This window comes from Corynebacterium sp. MSK218, from assembly GCF_030232655.1.
GTDB lineage: Bacteria > Actinomycetota > Actinomycetes > Mycobacteriales > Mycobacteriaceae > Corynebacterium.
Genome location: NZ_JASPGN010000006.1, coordinates 68682 through 88997, shown reverse-complemented (window position 1 = coordinate 88997; position 20316 = coordinate 68682). Strand labels below are relative to the sequence as shown.

Below are 20316 nucleotides of genomic sequence, written 5' to 3'. Positions count from 1 at the left end.
GACACGCGTCATCGGCATGATGCTCGTGGCCTCTGCGGTGGTCATGCTGATTTTGGCGTACGCGCTGGTGTCGGTGTTGACGCAGCAGCTGGTAAGCCAGAAGGAAGAGACTGCTCTGCAGGAGCTCGACCGTGCGCGCGTGGCCGTGGAACAGCAGATTGATGCCACGGGTACCGCAAACTCGACGCAGGTGCGTATCAACTCAGCGCGCGCAGCATTGGGGCAGATGTCGGCGCAACAAAACGATGCCCAAGCGGTCTACGAACCCGTTGTGGTGGTGGACAATCCTGATGGCACGGCGACAACCTCGCCGGAGGGCTACCGCATCCCAGATGGAATGCGTGAGCTCGTGGGCCAAGGGCAAATCGTGCAGCAATACGCCACCGTGGACCAACAATCGGGCGCGACCTATAACGCGCTGATGGTCGGCACGCCCATCGAGTGTGATATTCCGAATACGCAGGTTTACCTCGTGCTCTCGATGGAGTCAGAGGAATCCACGATGGCACTGATGCGCGGTTTGCTCTCCGCTGCCGGCGTGGTCGTTGTGGTGCTGCTCGTGGGTATTGCATGGCTAGCTACCCAGCAGGTTATTACCCCGATTCGTTCTGCCTCACGTATTGCACAGCGTCTTGCCGCCGGCCACCTGCGCGAGCGCATGGTGGTTAACTCCGATGACGAGATGGGCCGCCTGGCCTCCTCCTTCAATGACATGGCCGACAAGCTCTCCAAGCAGATTGCGCAGCTGGAGGAATACGGTGACCTGCAGCGCCAGTTCACCTCAGATGTCTCCCATGAGCTGCGCACGCCGTTGACCACAGTGCGCATGGCCGCCGATGTCATTGCTGCTGATGCCGATGATTTCAACCCCTACACCAAGCGCTCGGCAGAGTTGCTCATCAAGGAGCTGGATCGCTTTGAAGAGCTCTTGGCGGACCTACTGGAGATTTCGCGTCACGATGCCGGCGTGGCGGACCTGTCTACTGCGTCCATTGACATCCGCTCCTGCATTGATTCGGCGATGAGCCAAGTGGAGCACTTGGCAGAAGAGCTTGGCGTCGAGGTCCGCATCAACGCACCAGCGGAGCCGGTGGCAGTGGAGTGCGATTCGCGCCGAGTTGAGCGAGTCTTGCGTAACTTGTTTGCCAATGCCATCGACCACTCTGAGGGAAATCCCGTAACGGTGGATGTTGCCACGACTGACGACGCCGTCGGAATCGCCGTTACCGACTCCGGTGTCGGCCTCAAGGAAGGCCAAGAGGAGCTTGTGTTTAACCGCTTCTGGCGTGCGGACTCGTCGCGCAAGCGCCATTCGGGCGGAACTGGGCTTGGCCTAGCTATTGCACGTGAGGACGCTATGCTGCACGGCGGCACTCTCGACGCCATCGGTTACTTTGGCGTCGGCTCGCGCTTCCGCCTCATTCTTCCGCGCACCCCAGGCCAGTCCATAGAGTCCGAGCCCATTGCCTTGGAAGTACCGGGAGCACCACAACCGGCGGCAGTGGAAGCTGAGGAACAGGCGGCGCTGCCGTATGGTGTGAGCGCTGCCGGCTTGGCCACGGACAGCATGTCCGGTGCAGAAAGCGCCACGGACCGTGGTGGAAGCGCTGTCACGGTGGATGCAGATTTCCCATCACACAACGATCCTGAAGTGGGCCCGGAAGAAGGCACCAAGGCCACTGGTGACGATGCTGGAATTGTCTGGCCCTCGGAACGCCAGTCCCGCCCTACAGTGGTAGAGGACGAGACGCCGTTTAACCAGGAGAACGTGCCCGATTTCGATGAGGAGGCCCAGCGATGATCCCCGCTCGTCGTATCTTGGCGGTACTCAGCTGTGTGTCGCTGACTGCTCTCGTGGGATGTTCGACGCTGCCCAGCAACACCGATCCCCAAGTCATCGGTACATTCGTCCCACACGAGCGGGCAGAGGATGCCATCGTGGAGCCGCGCACTGATAGCGACCCGGACCTGCTCATTCGTGACTTTTATTCCGCTGCTGCTATCCCGGCAGGTAATTATGCCGCTGCGCGTACCTTCTTGGCCTCCGATATTGCGAATACCTGGGACCCCACTAATACCGTCTTGGTTGTCGATTCCATCGACCTCGTGACCTCCAAGATGGAAGATGGAGCGCTGGAGTACTCGGTTCGCGGCAATATTATTGGCCGCCTCGCGGATGGCGGCGCCTATGTGCCCGATAACTCGCGGATTGAGGCGACCGTCCGCCTGCGCCAATTCGATGGTCAATGGCGGATTACGGATCTTCCCACCGGTGCTGTCATTGAGCGCACGGAGCTGCGCAACCGCTACCGTCCGCAGTCCTTGTATTTCTACGATGTCACCCAACGCATGCTGGTGGCGGACCGGAGGTGGCTCTACACCGGCAGAGATTCCATCGCTGCCGAATTGGTGACGTTGCTGCTCCAAGGCCCATCCTCCGATATTGCCCCGGCTATTTCCTCCCTCGTACCCAAGGACGCCACGTTCCTTGGTCTCAATGAGGGGGTCTATGAGTTCAGTGGCATGTCAGGGATGTCGCAAGAAGAACGGTTAAAGTTCGCGGCCCAGCTGGTGTGGACGCTCAACAATGCGGAGGTGGCCAGCACCGTGCGGGCCACGATCGATGGCAGCCCAATGGTTGACGGCATGGAAGAGATGACCATCGATGACTTTGCAGAGTTTAACCCTGAGGTGGCTGCGCAGTCAGTGGCAAAGCTCTACGCCGTCAATGATGGCTCCCTGCTTGATGTCGCCTCGGACGGACCCGTGGAGCTTTCCGGGCCGGCCGGACAGATCCACGACATCCAATCTGCCGACATTTCCGATGAAGGCGTCGTGGCTGCAGTGCGCAAACGCTCCAAGGACGAGTCGCAACTATCGATGGGCGAATTCGGCCAAGACCTCGGTGATTCCGTCACCGGGTCAACGCTCGCTCGCCCTACTTTCGAAGTGGGTGGCCAAGTGGCGTGGACCGTTGTCGATGGCGAGCACGTTGTTCGCGTGACACGCTCGCCAGCCACGGGTGAACTCAGTACTTCGGAAGTGGATACCTCTGCCTTGGACGCTATCGATGGCGAGATTTCCGTCATCCGCCTGTCCATTACGGGCGCACGCATCGCCATGATTATTGATGGCAGCATTTACACCGGTGTCGTCGCCCGAGCTACTTCCGGTGAGCGGCGCATCGTCAACGTCCACCAGGTCGGTCCGGAGCTCACTGGTTCGGCACTGTCCGTGGAGTGGCAGTCCGATGGTTCGCTACTGGTCGGCACGTCCTCCTCCAATTCTCCGGTATGGCGCGTGGAACAAGATGGTTCCGCAGCTACGACGCTGCCGACCGGTAACATCACCGCACCGGTGGTTGCGGTGGCCGCCTCACCCTCGACCTTGTACGTCACCGATGCGCACGCCCTCCTGCAGCTGCCGGCAGGAGGCTCGGAGAGCTCCTACTGGCGTGAGGTCGATGGGCTGCGCGGCGTGCGTTCTTCTCCCATCATTCCGCGCTAAATCCAGCCCTCTGCGTGCCTCCATGGCCGCGGCTAAAGTAGGCAGCATGCCGAAAAATTGGGGGATAGGGGAGCTTGCGGCTTCGCTCGTGGAGCTTATTCTGCCGCGCCCTTGTGCCGGCTGCGGTGATGAGACCGAGGCGGGTGGGGCGCTGTGCCCGCGCTGCCAGGAACACCTGCGTGAGGTGCCGCGCCGAGTTGAGCGACCCATTCCATTGGGGTTTCCTACGTGGGCTTTAGGGCCGTATTCCGATACCCGCCGTGGCGTTATCATCGCGATGAAAGAACGCGGTAATCACGCGGTGCGTGGGCATATGGGTGCTGTGGTGGCAGCCGGTATCGATTATTTACGTGCGCGCGGCGATATTCCCGAGACAGCCCTGCTCGTCCCAGCGCCAACTCGGGCGTCCTCGGCGCGTGCTCGCGGTGGTGATCCGGTTACCGCACTGTGCGAGTCAGCTGCGTCGCGGCTTCCCGGTTGGTGCACACTTCAGGCACTGGCTACGTCCGAATCGAGCGCGGACCAGTCGGAACTTTCCGCAGGTGAACGCGTGGATAACATGCGTGCGGCAGTACTGCTTCGTCCCTGCGCGCGGCAGCTTCGGGGCCGCGCGGTGCTGCTTGTCGACGATGTCGTGACCACCGGTGCTACCTTGCGCGCGAGCGCCGCGCGGATTAGGGCCGTCGGGGGTGACGTGGTTGGAGCAATTGTGCTGGCAGATGCCTAGCAAGCGGCAGTTGTAAGTGTGCAAATAGGGGGCCGGTCGATCCGTTGGTTATGACCAGTGGTAGCATGAGGGGTGTCACAGGGAAGCGGATGAGAAGCTTTCATCACAGGACTTCTCATAGTCCGCAGAATGTGCGTCATTCAGTCCCCACGAGTAAAGGGAGGCATTTACATGTCCCAGCAGACCAACGCTCAAATCACCATCACGGGCCGTAACGTGGAAGTTCCGGAACACTTCCAGGAGCGCGTCGCCGGTAAGCTGGCCAAGATTGAGCGCCTTGATCCGACTCTGACGTTCTTCCATGTAGAGCTGATGCACGAGCCGAACCCGCGCCGCGAGTCCGAGGCTGAGCGCCTGCAGATCACTGCCACGGGCAAGGGTCATATTGCACGTGCCGAGGCTAAGGAAGACTCCTTCTACGCTGCCCTCGAGACGGCCCTGAGCAAGATGGAGCGCTCCCTGCGCAAGGTCAAGGTCCGCCGCGAGAACGTCAAGTCCGGCCACCGTGCCCAGAAGGGTACCGGCGAGATTGCCGCTGAGATGGTTGCTGAGGCTGAGGCGGCTCAGGTTGCCAAGGAAGATCGCTACATCGATCCGTACGCAGAGACCGTCGAAGATGTCCGCCCGGGCCAGATCGTGCGCTTCAAGGAGCACCCGGCTACCCCGATGTCTGTCGATGATGCCCTCAGTGAGATGGAGCTGGTCGGGCACGACTTCTACCTCTTTGTCAACGTGGAGAACAACAAGCCGTCTGTGGTCTACCGCCGTCATGCCTACGACTACGGCCTCATCTCTCTGACTGAGGAGAATGAAGAGAGCTAAGCTCTCGCGCCTTCCCGTCTAGTTGCGTAAGTCAAGCGCATACTGGTCGCCGAAGATTCAAGGCCCTCGCTGCACTGTGAACTGTGCGGCGAGGGCCTTCTTACTCTGTGGCTGTTAGGCGGATTCCTAGAGGGAAAATTGGCTCGATAGGCGGACTTCTTGCTCGGCCAAGAATTGGAGCGGAATCAGCGCGATAGCTACCGGGCCAACGATGAGCAAGTCCGTGCCGAAGTTTTCGGTCGGATGCGTATTAGGGGCGTGGGAGCTTTCAGCGATGTGAACTGCGCTGGTCATAATGGTGCTGTAGAGCCACATGGCGCTTCCGCCTTGTGGGGCATCGTCTTCGGCAGCAAAGGCGGCAGGAGCGGTGAGCGTGCTTACTGCCAGGGCAATAGAGGTGGCTGCGGCCACGGCAAACCTGGAAAGCTTCATGGTTTAGTCCTTTTCGTGTAGGGCGTGGAGTGGACATTCCTCGGGGAAGCAAGAGGATCAAGATGAACGTAATTCACCTTTGGTAAAGAAATCGTTGTCTTCCACGGGATCGTTAACAAGTGGTACTGAGCGAACGTCGAACTCGCGGTGGAGTGGGGCAGGGTAGAGAGACTTTGGGCTAGCCCTGCAGCGAGGCTTAAAACCTAGTGAGTACAATGGCGACGAGTTAACTATATTGTCGCGACAAGAAGGACTATCTAGACGTGTTTGGACTTTCCAAGCTGCTCCGCGCCGGTGAGGGACGCACCGTAAAGCGCCTAGCCAAGATGGCTGATGATGTTATTGCCCTCGAGGATGACTTTGCCAAGCTCTCCGATGATGAGCTAAAGGCGAAGACGGAGGAGTTTAAGGAGCGCCTGAACAAGGGTGAGAAGCTCAACGACATTCTGCTTGAGGCTTTTGCCACCGTGCGTGAGGCTGCCTGGCGCGTGCTGGATCAGAAGCACTACAAGGTGCAGATCATGGGCGGTGCCGCCCTGCACTTCGGCAACGTTGCGGAGATGCGCACTGGTGAGGGTAAGACCCTGACCTCGCTGCTGCCGGCCTACCTCAATGCGCTCGAGGGCAAGGGCGTGCACATCGTGACCGTTAACGACTACCTGGCTAAGCGTGACGCGGAAATGATGGGTCGTGTGCACCGCTGGCTCGGTCTTTCCGTTGGCGTCATTCTCTCCGAGATGCGCCCGCCGGAGCGTAAAGAGGCTTATGCCTGCGATATCACCTACGGCACCAACAACGAGCTGGGCTTTGACTACCTGCGCGACAACATGGTCCGCTCGCTCGATGACACCGTACAGCGCGGCCATAACTACTGCATCGTCGATGAGGTGGACTCCATTCTTATTGATGAGGCCCGTACCCCGCTCATCATTTCCGGCCCGGTGGACGGATCTTCCCAGTTCTACAGTGTCTTCTCCCAGTTGGCGCCGAAGATGCGTGAGGGTATCCACTACGAGGTGGACCACAAGAAGCGCACCATCGGTGTGCTGGAGGATGGCGTCGAGTTCGTCGAGGATCAGCTCGGTATTGATAACCTGTACGCCCCGGAGCACTCGCAGCTGGTGTCCTACCTCAACAACGCGCTGAAGGCTAAGGAGCTCTTTACCCGCGACAAGGACTACATCGTCCGCAACGGCGAGGTCATGATTGTGGACAGCTTCACCGGCCGTGTCCTGGCGGGTCGTCGTTATAACGAGGGCATGCACCAGGCCATCGAGGCCAAGGAGCAGGTGGAGATTAAGAACGAGAACCAGACGCTGGCTACCGTCACTCTCCAGAACTACTTCCGTCTCTACGACAAGATTTCCGGCATGACCGGTACCGCCGAGACCGAGGCCGCCGAGCTGCACTCCATCTACGGCCTCGACGTGGTGCCGATTCCGACGAACAAGCCGAACCAGCGTATCGACCACTCCGACCGTATCTACAAGACCCAGGAAGCAAAGTTCGCCGCCGTGGTCGATGACATCGCTGAGCATGTCGAGGCGGGCCAGCCGGTTCTGGTAGGTACCACGTCTGTGGAGCGTTCCGAGTATCTCTCCCAGCTGCTGAGCAAGCGTGGCATCAAGCACTCGGTGCTTAACGCAAAGCACCACGAGGAAGAGGGCCAGATCGTTGCCCGCGCCGGTCGCCCCGGCACCGTGACTGTGGCTACCAACATGGCCGGCCGTGGTACCGATATCGTGCTCGGTGGTAACCCCGAAGTCATCCTCGATGAGAAGCTGCGTGAGCGCGGCCTTGATCCTTTCGAGGATGAGGAAAAGTACCAGGAGGCGTGGGACTCCGAGATCGATGCGGAGAAGGAACGCTCCAAGAAGCTTGGTGACGAGGTTCGTGAGGCCGGTGGTCTGTACGTTCTGGGCACCGAGCGCCACGAGTCGCGCCGCATTGATAACCAGCTGCGCGGTCGTTCCGGCCGTCAGGGAGACCCCGGTGAGACCCGCTTCTACCTCTCCATGCGCGATGAGCTCATGGTGCGTTTTGTGGGCCAGTCCATGGAGAACATGATGAACCGCTTGAACGTGCCGGATGATGTTCCGATCGAGGCAAAGATGGTCTCCAACTCCATTAAGGGCGCGCAGGCGCAGGTGGAGAACCAGAACTTTGAGATGCGTAAGAACGTGCTCAAGTACGATGAGGTTCTCAACGAGCAGCGCAAGGTTGTCTACGCTACCCGCCACGACATCCTCGATGCCGGTGACATCAAGGACAACATCCGCGGCATGATTGATGACACCGTCTCCGCTTATGTTTCTGGCGCAACGGCGACCGGCTATGTCGAGGACTGGAACCTGGATGAGCTGTGGAACGCGCTCGAGTCCCTCTATGGGCCGACCATGTCGCACGAGTCGCTTGTCGAAGGAACTGAGTACGGCTCCGCCGGTGAGCTTTCCGCGGAGCAGCTTCGTGACGCCTTGCTTGCCGACGCCAACTCGGAGTACGACAAGCTGGAAGACTCCGTCACCGCGATTGGCGGCGAGAGCCAGATGCGCAACACTGAGCGCATGATTATCCTGCCGATCATCGACCAAAAGTGGCGCGAACATCTCTACGAGATGGACTACCTCAAGGAAGGTATTGGCCTGCGTGCCATGGCACAGCGCGATCCTCTGGTGGAGTACCAGAAGGAGGGCGGCGACATGTTCAACGCTATGAACGATGGCGTGAAGGAAGAAACTGTGCGCCAGCTGTTTATGTTGCGCAAGCAGTTTAAGGCACAGGAAGAAGCTAAAGCTGCTGAATCCGGCGAGGCCGGTACTGCTGCCAGCGCCGGTGACGCCGAGGCTTAAAGCCAAGCGCACAGCATCCTGAGAAGACGCTGCGGGGTAAGTTCCCCGTGGCGTCTTTTCATTGGAAGCACTTAGCTATATACTGTCAGAATATTATTCATTTCGTGTCTCGGAGGTCCTCATCACCATGCGCCGCGTCTCTATGCGAGTAGGTTTGTCCGTTTTTGCCTCCGCCACCCTGCTGGGCGGCGGCGCAGTTGCCTCCGCCTTTGAGGTAGCGCCGGAAGAGCAGTGCCAGCTGTCTTCCGTCCTCAACTCTGAGGACGGCACCGCTGCTGAGAGCTCTGATGCCCTTGCTGGTCTGAGCTCTCAGAACGCTGTTGCTGCCGAGTGCGGCGCTGCTGCCGACGCCCCAGCTGTCGGCGGCTCTTCCGCCCCCGTAACAGGTGCAGCTACCCAGGCCACCATGTTCGGTGGAATCAGCTTGGCACTTATTAGCGCTTCGGCTGCCTTCGCAGGAATCGACTGGACCCCGATCCTGATCAAGCTGGGGTCCTGGTTCTAGGACGTCTTACAGTGGGGGTCGGGGCCCTACTGTGAGCATGCGAAATGAACGCAAATGCCGGCCGGACGCGGCACCCGTAAACGCGCGCTGCTGCCCGCCCACGACGGCGGAGCCGAAGTATTCACCATTGGCTCGCGCATGCAAACTACTCAGAGCTATGCGCCCGCGGCTGTCATTTGCGGGCTGAGCCTTTTTCCAAGCCCGTATGTGCGTGGAGATTTCCGGCGCAAAACGCGCGCTGTCGAGATGACTTAATGGCCGCAGAGATGCGGCAACTTCCAAGACGATGACGACCAGACCACGGATTTCTTCGCGCGTGGCAAGGTCACTGGCGGTGGGTTCACGCTCGTAGCGGATGCGCTGTGGAGCGGCATAGAGCTGCAGATGGCTCATACCGGGGATAGGGATGTACACAAGAGCTTTCCTTCCCAGCGGTGAGCGGCGCAGAAGGGGGGGAGAGGAGAGCTGGACGCCTCTTCATTGTGCCATGCTGCTGGCCTTAGCGGCTACCTTGCTGCAGGGCTGGGTGGTAGGAGCGTTCGCACTGTATGTTCGCTATACTTTCGGACGATATACACAGCTCAACGCGAAGGGTGAAGGATAGAGATTATGCGTGGACTCATCGTCGATTTTGTAGGTGTGCTGGATGGCACCGAGGAAGACGTCAAGCGCTGGCGTGCACTGTTTGCTGCAGCCAAGTCCAATGGCGTGGCTACCGCTATTCTCTCCAACGATCCGGGCGGCCCAGGTGCTGAGCACATTCGCGAATGGGAATACCGTGGCATCGTTGACGCCGTGGTCCTTTCTGGCGAGATCGGTGCCGAAAAGCCGGATCGTGCCGCCTTCCAGGCAGCTGCCGATGCTATCGACCTGCCTATTAATGACTGCGTGATGGTGGATGATTCCATCGTGAATGTCCGCGCCGCTGTGGAAAATGGCATGGTCGGTATGCTCTACACGGTCTTCGACCGCACCAGCGTTGAGGTCCAGGCAGTCTTCGACATTGAAGGTGAGTTCTAAGTGTCCGCAGACGTGCGTGTCTTCTTGCCCGCCACGTTCGCTATGCTCAGCGAGCTGGAAGAAACCGGTCAGCTCGCTGCGCGCAGTGGATGGGGTTTTATGGTGACTCCAGCTCTACGCGAGTTTTATACCGAAGGCGGGGATGAAGAAGAAATTGCTTATTCTGCCTTCCTCGAAGCCTCCATGGCCTCTTTGCGCTTGCTGGCCATTGGTGACGAGGAGAAGTTTCCGCATCGCCGTGTTGTGATCTCTGTGGATGTTGATGAGTCGGTCATTACCCCGAAGCCAGATATGGGTGAGTCTGTAGTGGCACTGAGCCCAGCCATCATCACCAAGGATAACCTGCAGGCCATTCACGTCGATATCGAGGAATCTGAAGCGGCCACGGCAAAGGCCATTGAGGCCATCGATAGTGCGGACCTTGGTGATGAGGATGCTGAGCTCGCCGTTGGCGATGCCCTAGATAACTTTATGGCGTTCTATGACCCGACGGAGCTACCTTTCCTCGTCGAGCTGCTCTAGACTCACACTCATTCCACTATCCGTCCTTGCCGGCTCTGCTGCCCACGTAAGGCTGTGAATTTAAGGAGTCACCACCCTATGAAGGCATCCCGTCTTTCTGCCCTGATTACTACTGCCGCACTGTCCACCGCTGCTCTTGGTGCCCCTGCCGCTGGGGCAGAAGAAGCAGCCGTGCCCGCCAAGATTGCGGCTGAGGCGTCGGAAAGCGGCACCAACAGCACCGCCTCCGGTACGGAAAAGCAGGACCCAGGTGTCGCTGAGCAGCCCACCACGCCGTGGCTGCGCATCGTAGAAGGATCCTCCCAGGGGCCGGCTGGTGTGATCATCGCGATTCTTTTCGGCATCATCAGCGTCGGTATGGCCATTTACCAGCAATTTGGGGAGTACCTGCCCAAGCTGGGCTGATTGTTGATAGTCTGCTTAGGTAAAACTCAGCTCGATCGAAAGGCTCTCAACAATGTCTTCCTCCCGTCTTCGCCGTGTGGTGGCTACCTCGACCTTGTCCGTCGCGCTTGTGGCTGGCGGTGTCGTTGCCCCGACTGCCGGTGCAGTGACCACCTCCATCAAGAACGATAAGTGCACCATCACTTTGAGTGAGAAGGAGTCGACCGACCTATCCAACGCCGAGTCCAAGGACAACGATGTGGATTCTGGTCTGCTCAAGGATGACTACGAGATTCTTCCGAAGGATGCCGAGGCGCGTGCGCGTGCTGTCCAGAACCAGTCCGATGAGCTGTACCGTGACCTCGCAGACTTCGAGACTGATGCCGAGCTTGGTGACGAAGACGCTGTAAAGCGCGCCAAGAACAACATCAAGGTAGCCGAGACCTTCCGCGACATTGCACCGGAGTATGTCAAGGCGCTCAACGCGTGTGCGAAGAAAGAAGAGTTCAACAAGAAGAAGGACTCGGACGGCGACAATACCTCCTCCAACATCGATAAGGGTGGTGCCATTCTCCTCGGTGTCAGCGGTGCTCTCACCGTCATCCTGATGGCTCTGCGCGCTGCTGGCCCATTCCTCAAGACGGTTCTGCCGCCGCAGCTGGCAGACATGATTCCGGCTTAAGACTCTGGCTAGGCGGCTGAAGGTTAGGCCCAGTCCACGTTAGTGCGCAGGGCCGCCAGCAAACCGCGGACGGCGTCGCGGCGGCGAGCTGAGGCGGTGCCGTCCGCGATGTTGAGGTCCAAGCCGCACTCGGGGTCTGCTGGGGGACCGGCGTGGGTGCAGCCACGGGGGCAATCCTCGATGGCCTCCGCGAGGTCTTCGAACACCTCGATGACGTTTTCCGCATCGATGTGAGCTAGGCCGAAGGAGCGGATGCCGGGGGTATCAATAATCCAACCGCCGTGAGGCGTATCTCCAGAAGCAGGCAGGCGCAGCGCGACTGACTGCGTCGAGGTGTGGCGGCCTTTGCCCACAGCAGAGACCTCACCCGTCTCACGGTGGGCATCGGGGACAAGGCGGTTGACCAAGGTCGATTTGCCCACACCGGAGTGCCCGATTAGGGCGGTCACGTGGCCGTCGATAGCCTGGCAGACCTCTGTGAGGTCATCGTCCACACCGGCCTCCACGACGGTGACATTCAAGTCCTCAAACTCCTTGGCAAAAGGAGCGGGATCGGTGAGATCTGTCTTGGTCAGGCACAAAACCGGGTGAATATTGCCGGCAAAGGCGGCGATGAGCGCGCGCTCCACAAAACCAGAGCGCGGTGGCGGGTCCGCCACGGCAGACACAATGAGGAGCCGGTCGGCATTGGCCACGACGATTCGCTCGTAGGCATCGGTATCGTCGGCGGTGCGGCGCAGGACGGAGGTGCGCTCCTCCAATTTCACGATGCGTGCGAGCGTGTCTTTCTTACCCGAGGTATCGCCCACGACGCCGACGCGGTCACCGACCTCGACAGGAGTGCGGCCCATCTCTCGTGCGCGCATCGCGGTGACGACGGGACCATCATTATCGAGGGCCACGCCCCAGCGGCCGCGGTCCTTGGTGATGACCATGCCGAATTTGGCGTCCTTGTGCTGGGGGCGGTCTTTGGTGCGGGGGCGAGAGCCTTTGCCTGGGCGGATGCGAACATCGGACTCGTCATAACTGCGTGCGCGTCTAGCCACGAACCATGGCCTCCCACATTTCGGCAAAGCCGGGCAGAGTCTTTGAGGTGCATTCGATGTCATCGACCTCGACGCCCTCGACGACCAGTCCGACGATGGCTCCAGCTGTGGCCATACGGTGATCCGCATAGGCACGCCACGTCCCGCCATGAAGTGGGGCAGGGGTGATGCGGAGGCCGTCGTCAAGCTCGGTGACGTTGCCTCCCAGACCGTTAATCTCCGCCGCGAGGGCCGCCAGGCGGTCCGTCTCGTGGCCACGCAGGTGCGCGATCCCCGTCAGCGTCGAAGGAGTGGAGGCCAACGCGCACAGCGCTGCGACGGTCGGGGTGAGCTCTCCGATATCCCCCATATCAAGGTCAACACCACGCAGGGCAGCGGCACCTTCCGCCGGGCCGGTCACCGTGAGGTGCGGTTCTTTACGGGGAGCCTGCGGGACGTACTCGAAGGTAGCGCCCATCTGTTCCAGGATGCCGCGAAAAGCATCGCCAGGTTGCGTGGTGTCCTCTGGCCAGTTCGGAATGCTCACGCTGCCACCAGCAACGGCCGCGGCGGCAAGGAAGGGCGTGGCATTGGAGAGATCGGGCTCGATGGACCACTCTCGGCCCCTGACGGGGCCCGGATGGACGACCCACTTGTTCTCCGCTGCGAAAGCATAGACGCCGGCCTCGCGCAGCATAGCAATGGTCATCGCAATGTGCGGCTGGGAGGGGACAGGGTCTCCCTTATGGTGCACGACGAGGCCATTACGGTATCGCGGAGCAGCCAGGAGGAGACCGGACACGAACTGGGAGGATGAGGAGGCGTCGATCGTAACCTCGTACGCATCCGGCACATCGCGTGGCGTGATGCGTAGAGGCAAACTATCGCCTTCGACGTCGACGCCAATCTCACGAAGTGCCGCCGTCATGGTGGACATGGGGCGCTTGCGGGCGTACGGGTCACCGTCGATAAGCACCGGCCCATCCGCCAAGGCAGCTACCGGTGGCAAGAAACGCATAATGGTGCCGGCCAGGCCACAATTTACCTCCGCGCCGTGCAGCGGGCGCGGTGTCACGCGCAGGTGCGGTCCCCACTCGGAGATACCCACGCCCATGGCTACGAGGGCTTCCTTCATGAGGTCGGTATCACGAGAGACGAGCGGGTTGTAGATGATGGAGGGGGAGTCCGCCAACGCGGCAAGGATGAGGGCGCGGTTGGTCATCGACTTCGAACCAGGGATCTCCTGCGTCCACGACAGGGGACCGGTGGGTTGAGGCGCACTCCAGAAATCAGACATATAGTCCATAATAGGGGGCATGTGCGGAAGATTTGTACTGTTTACCGAGTCCCTCCTCGACGAGGTCGGTGAGTGGGAATCTATCACCGAAGTCCATGCGCCCGAGGGCTTACCTCCCGCTCGCTACAACATAGCCCCGACCCAACCGGTAGCCATCGTCCGTGTTGAGGACACCACCGCGCGCGTTGAACCAGCACGGTGGGGACTTCTCCCGCACTGGAAGAAGGACCTGGATGGACCACCGCTGTTCAACGCACGAGCTGAGACCGTGGCGAAGAAACCCTTCTTCCGCGATGCTTTCAAGGCCCAGCGCTGCGTTATCCCCTTGGATGGCTACTACGAATGGAAAGCGGGGGATGACCCGAAGGCAAAGAAGCAGCCCTATTACGTCACAGGTCCTGAGGGCTTGCTGTGGGCGGCGGGACTGTGGGCCACGGGTATGGACAGGTTGTCGGCCACGATGGTGACCACTGAGGCCACCGAAGAAATGGCGTGGCTGCACCACCGTTTGCCTAAGTTCCTGCGCAAGGAAGAGATTGCGCCGTGGCTCGCTGGGGAAGCCTTGCTCGAGCCGAGCTCCGTAGAAGGCTTCAACGCCCGCCCAGCGGATCCGGCGGTGGGCAACGTTCGCAATGACTATGCGGAGCTTATTGCAGAACAACCGCCGAGCACCTTGTTCTAAAAGCTGGGTAGCGTGTTTGAGGCGGGGAGCCTATTCGGCTAGAACGTCGGCGAAGGAGACGTCGAGGACCCGGGAGAAATCTTCGGCGTTCATTTCGATGTCGAGGCCGCGCTTACCGCCGGAGAAGAAGATAGTGTCCCACAGCACCGCCGTTTCATCGATGACTGTGGGGAGGACGTGTTTGTGGCCGAGAGGTGAAATGCCGCCGGGGATGTAGCCGGATGACTTGGAGGCATCTGCAGGATCGGCCATGGAAGCTTTGGAAGCGCCGAAGGCAGCGGCGGCCTTCTTGAGACTGAGTTGGTGAGTCACTGGAAGGACGCACACGGCGAGCTGGCGCTTAGGACCTTTACCGGCGGTGAGATCGATGACAAGAGTCTTGAATATGCGTTCCGGCTCAACATCGAGAGCCTTCATAGCCGCATCACCGAAATGGTCGCTGCCGCCGTCGAAGGTGGTGACGCGGTGCTCAACACCGGCTTCCTCTAAGACTTTGAGCGCGGGGGTAGCTGCATGCGGGGTCTTCTTTGCCATAGGAACCACCCTAGTCGGGGGCGCTAGGATAGTTTTCATGGCCACAGACACGACGAGCGCGAGCGAAACCTCAGAAAAGCAGCGCGAACAGCAGCGATTGTTTGAGGAACAAGCCCTGCCGTTGCTGGACCAGCTTTACGGCGGTGCGATGCGCCTGACCCGCAACCCGCAGGACGCTGAGGATTTGATCCAGGAGACCTATTTGAAGGCCTACAGCAATTTCGGCTCCTTTAAGCAGGGCACCAACCTCAAGGCGTGGCTCTATCGCATCATGACGAACACCTACATCAACTCCTACCGCAAAGCGAAGCGCCGGCCGACGGAGTCTTCGGCGGATGAGCTGAGTGATTTCCAGCTGTACACTACTGCGGGCCATGATTCGACCGGCCTCGAATCCGCTGAGGTGGAAGCACTGAAGCAGATGCCGGACTCGGAAATTTCTGACGCCATGAACGATCTCCCCGAGGACTACCGCATGGTGGTCTACTACGCGGATGTGGTGGGCCTGGCCTACAAGGAGATCGCTGAGGTGATGGACACTCCGTTGGGGACCGTGATGAGCCGACTGCACCGTGGAAGAAAATTACTCCGCACCGCGTTGAAGGACGTGGCACGAGAAAAAGGCATTGGCCGCGACCACCCGGACATGAATTCGAAGACGGAGGAGAAGTAATGGAACGCGCAACAGGACGCAACTGCGGTGCGTGTAACTCCCCGCAGGTAAATGCGCTCTTTCGGGAGCTGCTCGATGAATCGACGAGCTACGCGCGGGCGCTGGCCATCCGCGAGCACATCGCGCAATGCGATGCATGCCAGGAGCGCCTAGAAAGCGAAGAAGTTGTGAGAGCTCTCGTTCGCAAGTGCTGTGGTGGGCAATCAGCGCCGCAGTCTTTACGTCAGCGGATTTCTGTGCAAATTACGCGTACTGAAATCACGTGGAGATAAGGGACGAAGGATAAGAGAAGATAAGCCTCCGCCTCGATGCGTCGCCTTCTACGGATACAGCAAAGGCCCGTTCCCGCCGTGTGTTCACGGTAGTGGGGAACGGGCCTTGAATGCTGACGTTATGCGTTAGGACGCTTGCCGCGGTTAGCGGACTTCTTACGGCGATCCTTGCGCTTACGGCCACGCTTGCTCATCGCGTACTCCTTCTGTTAAGGGTAAATGAACTTATTTAACTGTAGCGGCAGGGTATGCCGAAGCGGAAATCGGGGTCTGGTTAAGCAGACACGCGGGCACGGTTGCGGCTGCGGTTGCGGCGCTTGATAGCGCGGCGCTCCTCTTCAGACAGGCCGCCCCAGACGCCGGCATCCTGGCCGGACTCAAGGGCCCACTTGAGGCAAGAGGACGCAACCGGGCAGCGGTTGCAGACCAGCTTGGCCTTTGCGATCTGGGTAAGTGCAGGGCCGGAGTTACCGACCGGGAAGAACAGCTCTGGGTCTTCGTCGCGGCAAACAGCTTCGTGGCGCCAATCCATGATTGAAATCTCCTAACAAAATTTTGACAGCAGTGGACTCACTAAGAACAGTTCGCAGCAGTGATTCACGGTAGTAATTCACAGCAATGAACTGCCCCGAGTGTTAGAGGGGGAAGGTGGACCGGTCTGCGGTCAGTGGGGCCCTGTCTCGAGGTCGGGCCAGCGTCGCCGCCGCCATGGTTCACCTTGTGTTTACTCGGATTTTCCTCCGAGTTTCGAGCTGGTTTAACAGCTCGTTGTTTTTGCTACCTGAGAATAATGACATGTTTACTCCAAGTCCGCTAGGGGTAAACGCCAAAAAGTGTCCAACGTCACTAAAATAAATGCTCCTCTACGCACTTACGCTTCCGTCGGTGCGCTGTAAGAATCCTGTCAAAAAGTCCTCTACCTGGAGTAATGTCTTTTCTGAGGTGAGTGTGGTGACCTGGATCGCGTCAAATCCAAAACTGAGGATCTGCCCCCGCTATCGGCCCGCCGGTTAGGTGAATGCCGCGGAAAGAAGTGGAAGTGGGCAGTAGAAGTAGACTAAGTAGACGTGACTAAGAAGAAGAAAAACACTGGCAATTCGACGTCCTCCCGAAAGACCACTCAGGCGCAGTCGCAAGCAGCGCCGAAGGAGACCACGACGGCACGCGCGCCGCGCTCGGTTGTCGTGTCCGCTGGCATTGCTGTGATTCAATCCATCGCGGTCATCATTTTTGGCATCTTCCTTATTGTCCGCGAAGTGACTGGTGCTGAGAATGCCTCGATGGTCTCCGATTCGGGCGCAGCTGGCTACGTGGGATTGGGCACGGCCATCTTCCTCTTCATCGTCTTCGGCTTCGTCATCGTGGCCTCGCGGGCCTTTGTGAAGGGGCGGCGCTGGGGGCGCGGAGCCATTGTTCTTGTTGAGTTTATTTTGGCGGCAATGGCGTTCCAGATGTTTAGCGGTGGTTCCCCAGTCTTGGGGGCCGTGACCCTAGCCAGCGCGGCCGTTGTGCTCTACCTCCTTATGGCGGTGCCGGAGACAGCACAGTGGGCAGAGCGGAATTTTTAAGGATTAAGGAGATGCCAGTCAGCGGCGGCAGTGGGTTTATGGCTAAGAAGCCTTCAGCGCCACAGCCGTGTCGCCGCGCTGCTCAATAATCACCGTTCCCGCGAGCGTTAGCGAAACAGGGCCGGTATAACCATCACGGTCCACGGGGATGGTGCGCTCGGTCTGACCGCTCGACCAGTTCACGACGTCGATGCCCTCCTCGGTGGGGACCAGGAGGCGTTCGTCGAGCGCAATGCCGGTGCCCAAGGCGTTATCCAGCACATGGTCCACCTTCAACTCAGTCGGGGTAAACAAGTAGAGACGCTCACCATCAAACCAGGTCATGTGGTGGGGAAGGTCAGCGACAGCTGGTGCAAAGGGCGAGGCCGAATCCGTAATAGCCTGGGACGGTTCGACGTCCGTGGTGGATAGCTGCTCGCCGTCAAAATTGTAGGAGACAATGCGCGGCGAGCCCCCAGGCAGATAGACAGCAGCGGCTTCCTGGCCAAAGGCGACCAAGCGGGCGCCTGGATCATTAATCTCGATGTCCTTGGTGATCTCAGGTTTACGCGAGTCTTCCGGGGTAGCCTCCTGGATGCGCAGCCACGTCGAATTGGGCGAATCAGGGCAAGACTCGGTGACGGCGAGCGATTCGGTACGCGTCAGGGCGGAGGAAATGGCGCAGTCCTCGTGGGGCTGCATATTGGGTTCCTGCTTGGCATCCACATCGCCGTATTCCACCGTGCGGACCAAATCCGAACGCCAGAGTTCGATGCGTTCGGTAGAAACAGTTCCTACCCGGTCATTGGAGGAAATTGGGACAACCTCATCGGAGCTGCGTGCGCTGCGCGTATCGGAGTACTCACCGGTTGCGGCATCAATCGCTACGACATCACCGCAGCCAACTCCCGTTCGGTATGAAGCCACGACCTTGTTCCATGCCGTGCTGAGTGAGCATAGGTCTGCATCGCGGCGCTGATACGTCCACACCGCGTCACCCGCGGCATTTGTGGCGGTCAGGGTATCGCCCTCGTGAGTCACTACAAGACCCTTCGACGACACTGCTCGAGCTTGACCCGGCACCAGGGCATTGGGTAGCGAGAAGGACTTGGTCAGTGCAGAAGGGATGGCAGAGAGAACTTCCGGGTCAGAATCGGTAGCCGCCTCTACTGCTGGGGTGAGGTCTGCTTTATGAATCGGGGCGGTGACAAACGCGCCGCCGATGGCGATGGCGCACACCGCGCTGATAACGCCCACGGCCGTCCAATCCGCCTTAGAGGAGCGCAGAATCGGGGCTTTCTGTGAAGTCTTCGAAGCCGTCGAAGCCTTCTTCTGCGGCTGCGCGGAGCTCGTCTCCTGTGCCTCCGGGCTCATCGGCGTCCTCCTTTGCGGGTCGTGCGTGTGCGGCGGGATGCACGCGCTGAATCAGCGGCAGTGCGATGCTTCGAGCTGGACCGGCGCGGTGCGCCCAGCACCTTGGTGGGTGGTCCGACGGATTCCTCAACGCCTTCGGGAATATCGAGGGCGGCGGCAAGCTCCGGCGAGGTGCTAAACCACTGGGGTGGTTCGGGCTGGTCCAAATCGAGCTCATCGTTGATGATCTGCCATTTGCTCAGCTCATCGTAGCCCACGAGGGTGACAGCAGTTCCAGTATGTCCCGCACGGCCAGTGCGGCCGATGCGGTGCACGAACGTCATGGGATCATCGGGGACCTGGTGGTTGATGACATGCGTGACGTCATCGACATCGATACCGCGCGCGGCGACGTCGGTAGCCACAAGAATCTCCACGGTGCCTTCGCGGAAAGCTGTAAGGGAGCGCTCGCGTGCAGACTGATCCATATCGCCATGGACTGCGCCCACGCTGAAACCTCGCTGTGCTAGCTCATCCGCTACAGAAGCGGCGGCACGTTTGGTGCGAGTAAAGATGATGGTCCGTCCGCGTCCTTCTGCCTGCAGGATGCGGCTCAACACCGCAACCTTATCCATGCGGTGAGCCTGGAAGGTGATCTTGCGGGTAGAGGAGTGAGTCTGCTGATCATCACCGGATTCGGCGCGGATATGAACTGGTTTGGTGAGGAAGGTGCGCGCCAGCGTGACGATGGGCCCCGGCATCGTGGCGGAGAAAAGCATGGTCTGGTGCGGATTTCCGTGCAGAAGCGTGAGAATCTTCTCGATATCTGGCAAAAAGCCCAAGTCCAGCATTTCATCTGCTTCATCCAGGACGAGGACACTGACCTTGTCAAAAGACAGGTGCTTCTTCTGGCACAAATCGAGAAGACGTCCAGGTGTGCCCACGACGACGTCCGCGCCAGCTTTAATCTGTTTAATCTGTTCCTCGTACGGCCGGCCGCCGCACAGCGTAATGACGTTGAGCGGCAAGTGTGCGGCGGCTACCTCGAGGTCACCACTAACTTGGATAGCCAACTCGCGCGTCGGAGCGATAACCAGCGCTCGGGGAGTGCCATCGAGTTCTGGGATATCGGCATCATCAAAGACCCGATCCAGCAGTGGGACGCCAAAGCCATAGGTCTTGCCCATACCGGTGCGGGCTTGGCCAATGAGATCCTGGCCGCTGAGCGCGATGGGAAGAGTCAGTTCTTGGATGGCAAAAGTGTGCGTGATTCCACGCGCGGCCAAAGCATCGCAGATTTCTGCGGCGACGCCAAGTGCGGCAAAGGTGGGCGATTCACTGTTATTCCCGCGCTGATCGCGGGAAGCGTTCGAGGATTTCGGGGAATGCACACCTTGATAGTAGAGGACGTAGCTATAGTGGGGCCATTAGAGCGCCGGAGCACGGGTGCTAAAACGCGCCTCTTCGGCAGGACGTTGAAGAA

General features: G+C 59.6%; 23 protein-coding genes. 14 read left to right on the top strand and 9 right to left on the bottom strand.

Annotated features, from left to right (window positions below; genetic code table 11):
• Positions 1-16: 16 nt before the first annotated feature.
• The 4 genes from mtrB (at position 17) to hpf (ending at position 5056) form a co-directional block, all read left to right on the top strand.
• Complete coding sequence (gene mtrB / locus QP922_RS06410; RefSeq protein WP_502869591.1) at positions 17-1801, top strand: MtrAB system histidine kinase MtrB; 1785 nt, start codon at positions 17-19, stop codon at positions 1799-1801.
• Positions 1798-3507 (top strand): MtrAB system accessory lipoprotein LpqB, encoded by a 1710-nt coding sequence (lpqB, locus tag QP922_RS06405; protein ID WP_284808429.1) that lies wholly within the window; start codon positions 1798-1800, stop codon positions 3505-3507. Before mtrB ends, lpqB begins: the two co-directional genes overlap by 4 nt.
• 46 nt (positions 3508-3553) lie before the next feature.
• Complete coding sequence (locus QP922_RS06400) at positions 3554-4234, top strand: ComF family protein (protein ID WP_284808428.1); 681 nt, start codon at positions 3554-3556, stop codon at positions 4232-4234.
• 171 nt (positions 4235-4405) lie between these two features.
• Positions 4406-5056 carry a ribosome hibernation-promoting factor, HPF/YfiA family gene (gene hpf, locus QP922_RS06395; protein WP_284808427.1) on the top strand — a complete coding sequence of 217 codons (651 nt, stop codon included), beginning with the start codon at positions 4406-4408 and terminating at the stop codon, positions 5054-5056.
• A gap of 126 nt (positions 5057-5182) precedes the next feature.
• On the opposite strand, the gene QP922_RS06390 is transcribed toward hpf, so the two are convergent.
• Positions 5183-5488, bottom strand: a complete 306-nt coding sequence (locus QP922_RS06390) for a hypothetical protein (RefSeq protein WP_284808426.1) — start codon at positions 5486-5488, stop codon at positions 5183-5185.
• 263 nt (positions 5489-5751) lie between these two features.
• Between QP922_RS06390 and secA the strand changes: the two genes are divergently transcribed.
• Together secA and QP922_RS06380 are read left to right on the top strand one after the other, a co-directional pair.
• The gene (gene secA, locus QP922_RS06385) at positions 5752-8337 is read left to right on the top strand and encodes a preprotein translocase subunit SecA (RefSeq protein WP_284808425.1); all 2586 of its coding nucleotides are present in this window, start codon (positions 5752-5754) and stop codon (positions 8335-8337) included.
• A gap of 127 nt (positions 8338-8464) precedes the next feature.
• Positions 8465-8842, top strand: coding sequence for a hypothetical protein (locus tag QP922_RS06380; RefSeq protein ID WP_284808424.1), 378 nt, complete (start codon positions 8465-8467; stop codon positions 8840-8842).
• 6 nt (positions 8843-8848) lie between these two features.
• Here the strand turns inward: QP922_RS06380 and QP922_RS06375 are convergent, their stop codons facing one another.
• Positions 8849-9256, bottom strand: a complete 408-nt coding sequence (locus QP922_RS06375) for a hypothetical protein (RefSeq protein WP_284808423.1) — start codon at positions 9254-9256, stop codon at positions 8849-8851.
• A 195-nt stretch (positions 9257-9451) separates the two neighbouring features.
• Here QP922_RS06375 and QP922_RS06370 point away from each other — a divergent pair, with 195 nt between their 5' ends.
• The 4 genes from QP922_RS06370 (at position 9452) to QP922_RS06355 (ending at position 11450) form a co-directional block, all read left to right on the top strand.
• Positions 9452-9862: an HAD-IA family hydrolase gene (locus tag QP922_RS06370; protein WP_039674214.1), complete on the top strand. Its 411-nt coding sequence runs from the start codon at positions 9452-9454 to the stop codon at positions 9860-9862.
• Positions 9863-9874: 12 nt separating this feature from the next.
• Entirely contained in the window at positions 9875-10384 is a 510-nt protein-coding gene (locus QP922_RS06365) for a DUF6912 family protein (RefSeq protein WP_284808553.1), read from the top strand.
• Positions 10385-10462: 78 nt separating this feature from the next.
• Positions 10463-10789 (top strand): hypothetical protein, encoded by a 327-nt coding sequence (locus QP922_RS06360; RefSeq protein ID WP_284808421.1) that lies wholly within the window; start codon positions 10463-10465, stop codon positions 10787-10789.
• 52 nt (positions 10790-10841) lie between these two features.
• A complete protein-coding gene (locus QP922_RS06355; protein ID WP_284808419.1) occupies positions 10842-11450 on the top strand; it encodes a hypothetical protein in 609 nt (202 codons plus the stop codon).
• Positions 11451-11473: 23 nt separating this feature from the next.
• On the opposite strand, the gene rsgA is transcribed toward QP922_RS06355, so the two are convergent.
• Together rsgA and aroA are read right to left on the bottom strand one after the other, a co-directional pair.
• The gene (rsgA, locus tag QP922_RS06350; RefSeq protein ID WP_204098784.1) at positions 11474-12496 is read right to left on the bottom strand and encodes a ribosome small subunit-dependent GTPase A; all 1023 of its coding nucleotides are present in this window, start codon (positions 12494-12496) and stop codon (positions 11474-11476) included.
• Positions 12489-13793: a 3-phosphoshikimate 1-carboxyvinyltransferase gene (aroA, locus tag QP922_RS06345; protein ID WP_284808417.1), complete on the bottom strand. Its 1305-nt coding sequence runs from the start codon at positions 13791-13793 to the stop codon at positions 12489-12491. The genes rsgA and aroA overlap by 8 nt, the downstream gene beginning before the upstream one ends.
• Here aroA and QP922_RS06340 point away from each other — a divergent pair.
• On the top strand, positions 13792-14454 hold the full coding sequence (locus QP922_RS06340; RefSeq protein WP_284808416.1) for an SOS response-associated peptidase: 663 nt from the start codon (positions 13792-13794) through the stop codon (positions 14452-14454). The genes aroA and QP922_RS06340 overlap by 2 nt on opposite strands.
• Before the next feature lie 30 nt (positions 14455-14484).
• Here QP922_RS06340 and ybaK read toward each other — a convergent pair whose 3' ends face one another.
• Positions 14485-14988, bottom strand: coding sequence for a Cys-tRNA(Pro) deacylase (gene ybaK, locus QP922_RS06335; RefSeq protein ID WP_284808414.1), 504 nt, complete (start codon positions 14986-14988; stop codon positions 14485-14487).
• A gap of 37 nt (positions 14989-15025) precedes the next feature.
• Here ybaK and QP922_RS06330 point away from each other — a divergent pair, with 37 nt between their 5' ends.
• On the top strand, positions 15026-15661 hold the full coding sequence (locus QP922_RS06330) for a sigma-70 family RNA polymerase sigma factor (protein WP_070672801.1): 636 nt from the start codon (positions 15026-15028) through the stop codon (positions 15659-15661).
• The gene (gene rsrA, locus QP922_RS06325) at positions 15661-15933 is read left to right on the top strand and encodes a mycothiol system anti-sigma-R factor (protein ID WP_083311909.1); all 273 of its coding nucleotides are present in this window, start codon (positions 15661-15663) and stop codon (positions 15931-15933) included. The genes QP922_RS06330 and rsrA overlap by 1 nt, the downstream gene beginning before the upstream one ends.
• 119 nt (positions 15934-16052) lie before the next feature.
• On the opposite strand, the gene QP922_RS12985 is transcribed toward rsrA, so the two are convergent.
• The gene (locus QP922_RS12985; RefSeq protein ID WP_100227335.1) at positions 16053-16127 is read right to left on the bottom strand and encodes a 50S ribosomal protein bL37; all 75 of its coding nucleotides are present in this window, start codon (positions 16125-16127) and stop codon (positions 16053-16055) included.
• 80 nt (positions 16128-16207) lie between these two features.
• Positions 16208-16465: a WhiB family transcriptional regulator gene (locus tag QP922_RS06320; protein ID WP_039674232.1), complete on the bottom strand. Its 258-nt coding sequence runs from the start codon at positions 16463-16465 to the stop codon at positions 16208-16210.
• Positions 16466-17000: 535 nt separating this feature from the next.
• Here QP922_RS06320 and QP922_RS06315 point away from each other — a divergent pair.
• Positions 17001-17501 carry a hypothetical protein gene (locus QP922_RS06315; protein WP_284808413.1) on the top strand — a complete coding sequence of 167 codons (501 nt, stop codon included), beginning with the start codon at positions 17001-17003 and terminating at the stop codon, positions 17499-17501.
• Positions 17502-17543: 42 nt separating this feature from the next.
• Here the strand turns inward: QP922_RS06315 and QP922_RS06310 are convergent, their stop codons facing one another.
• Together QP922_RS06310 and QP922_RS06305 are read right to left on the bottom strand one after the other, a co-directional pair.
• Positions 17544-18854, bottom strand: a complete 1311-nt coding sequence (locus QP922_RS06310; RefSeq protein WP_350309351.1) for an Rv3212 family protein — start codon at positions 18852-18854, stop codon at positions 17544-17546.
• Positions 18851-20224, bottom strand: coding sequence for a DEAD/DEAH box helicase (locus tag QP922_RS06305; RefSeq protein WP_284808412.1), 1374 nt, complete (start codon positions 20222-20224; stop codon positions 18851-18853). Before QP922_RS06305 ends, QP922_RS06310 begins: the two co-directional genes overlap by 4 nt.
• Positions 20225-20316 lie beyond the last annotated feature (92 nt).

Excerpts from the sequence above, each read along its gene's own strand:
- mtrB (WP_502869591.1), top strand. The coding sequence starts at position 17 with ATGATGCTCGTGGCCTCTGCGGTGGTCATGCTGATTTTGGCGTACGCG.
- lpqB (WP_284808429.1), top strand. The coding sequence starts at position 1,798 with ATGATCCCCGCTCGTCGTATCTTGGCGGTACTCAGCTGTGTGTCGCTG.
- QP922_RS06400 (WP_284808428.1), top strand. The coding sequence starts at position 3,554 with ATGCCGAAAAATTGGGGGATAGGGGAGCTTGCGGCTTCGCTCGTGGAG.
- hpf (WP_284808427.1), top strand. The coding sequence starts at position 4,406 with ATGTCCCAGCAGACCAACGCTCAAATCACCATCACGGGCCGTAACGTG.
- QP922_RS06390 (WP_284808426.1), bottom strand. The coding sequence starts at position 5,488 with ATGAAGCTTTCCAGGTTTGCCGTGGCCGCAGCCACCTCTATTGCCCTG.
- QP922_RS06380 (WP_284808424.1), top strand. The coding sequence starts at position 8,465 with ATGCGCCGCGTCTCTATGCGAGTAGGTTTGTCCGTTTTTGCCTCCGCC.
- QP922_RS06370 (WP_039674214.1), top strand. The coding sequence starts at position 9,452 with ATGCGTGGACTCATCGTCGATTTTGTAGGTGTGCTGGATGGCACCGAG.
- QP922_RS06360 (WP_284808421.1), top strand. The coding sequence starts at position 10,463 with ATGAAGGCATCCCGTCTTTCTGCCCTGATTACTACTGCCGCACTGTCC.
- QP922_RS06355 (WP_284808419.1), top strand. The coding sequence starts at position 10,842 with ATGTCTTCCTCCCGTCTTCGCCGTGTGGTGGCTACCTCGACCTTGTCC.
- QP922_RS06340 (WP_284808416.1), top strand. The coding sequence starts at position 13,792 with ATGTGCGGAAGATTTGTACTGTTTACCGAGTCCCTCCTCGACGAGGTC.
- aroA (WP_284808417.1), bottom strand. The coding sequence starts at position 13,793 with ATGCCCCCTATTATGGACTATATGTCTGATTTCTGGAGTGCGCCTCAA.
- ybaK (WP_284808414.1), bottom strand. The coding sequence starts at position 14,988 with ATGGCAAAGAAGACCCCGCATGCAGCTACCCCCGCGCTCAAAGTCTTA.
- QP922_RS06330 (WP_070672801.1), top strand. The coding sequence starts at position 15,026 with ATGGCCACAGACACGACGAGCGCGAGCGAAACCTCAGAAAAGCAGCGC.
- rsrA (WP_083311909.1), top strand. The coding sequence starts at position 15,661 with ATGGAACGCGCAACAGGACGCAACTGCGGTGCGTGTAACTCCCCGCAG.
- QP922_RS06320 (WP_039674232.1), bottom strand. The coding sequence starts at position 16,465 with ATGGATTGGCGCCACGAAGCTGTTTGCCGCGACGAAGACCCAGAGCTG.
- QP922_RS06310 (WP_350309351.1), bottom strand. The coding sequence starts at position 18,854 with ATGAGCCCGGAGGCACAGGAGACGAGCTCCGCGCAGCCGCAGAAGAAG.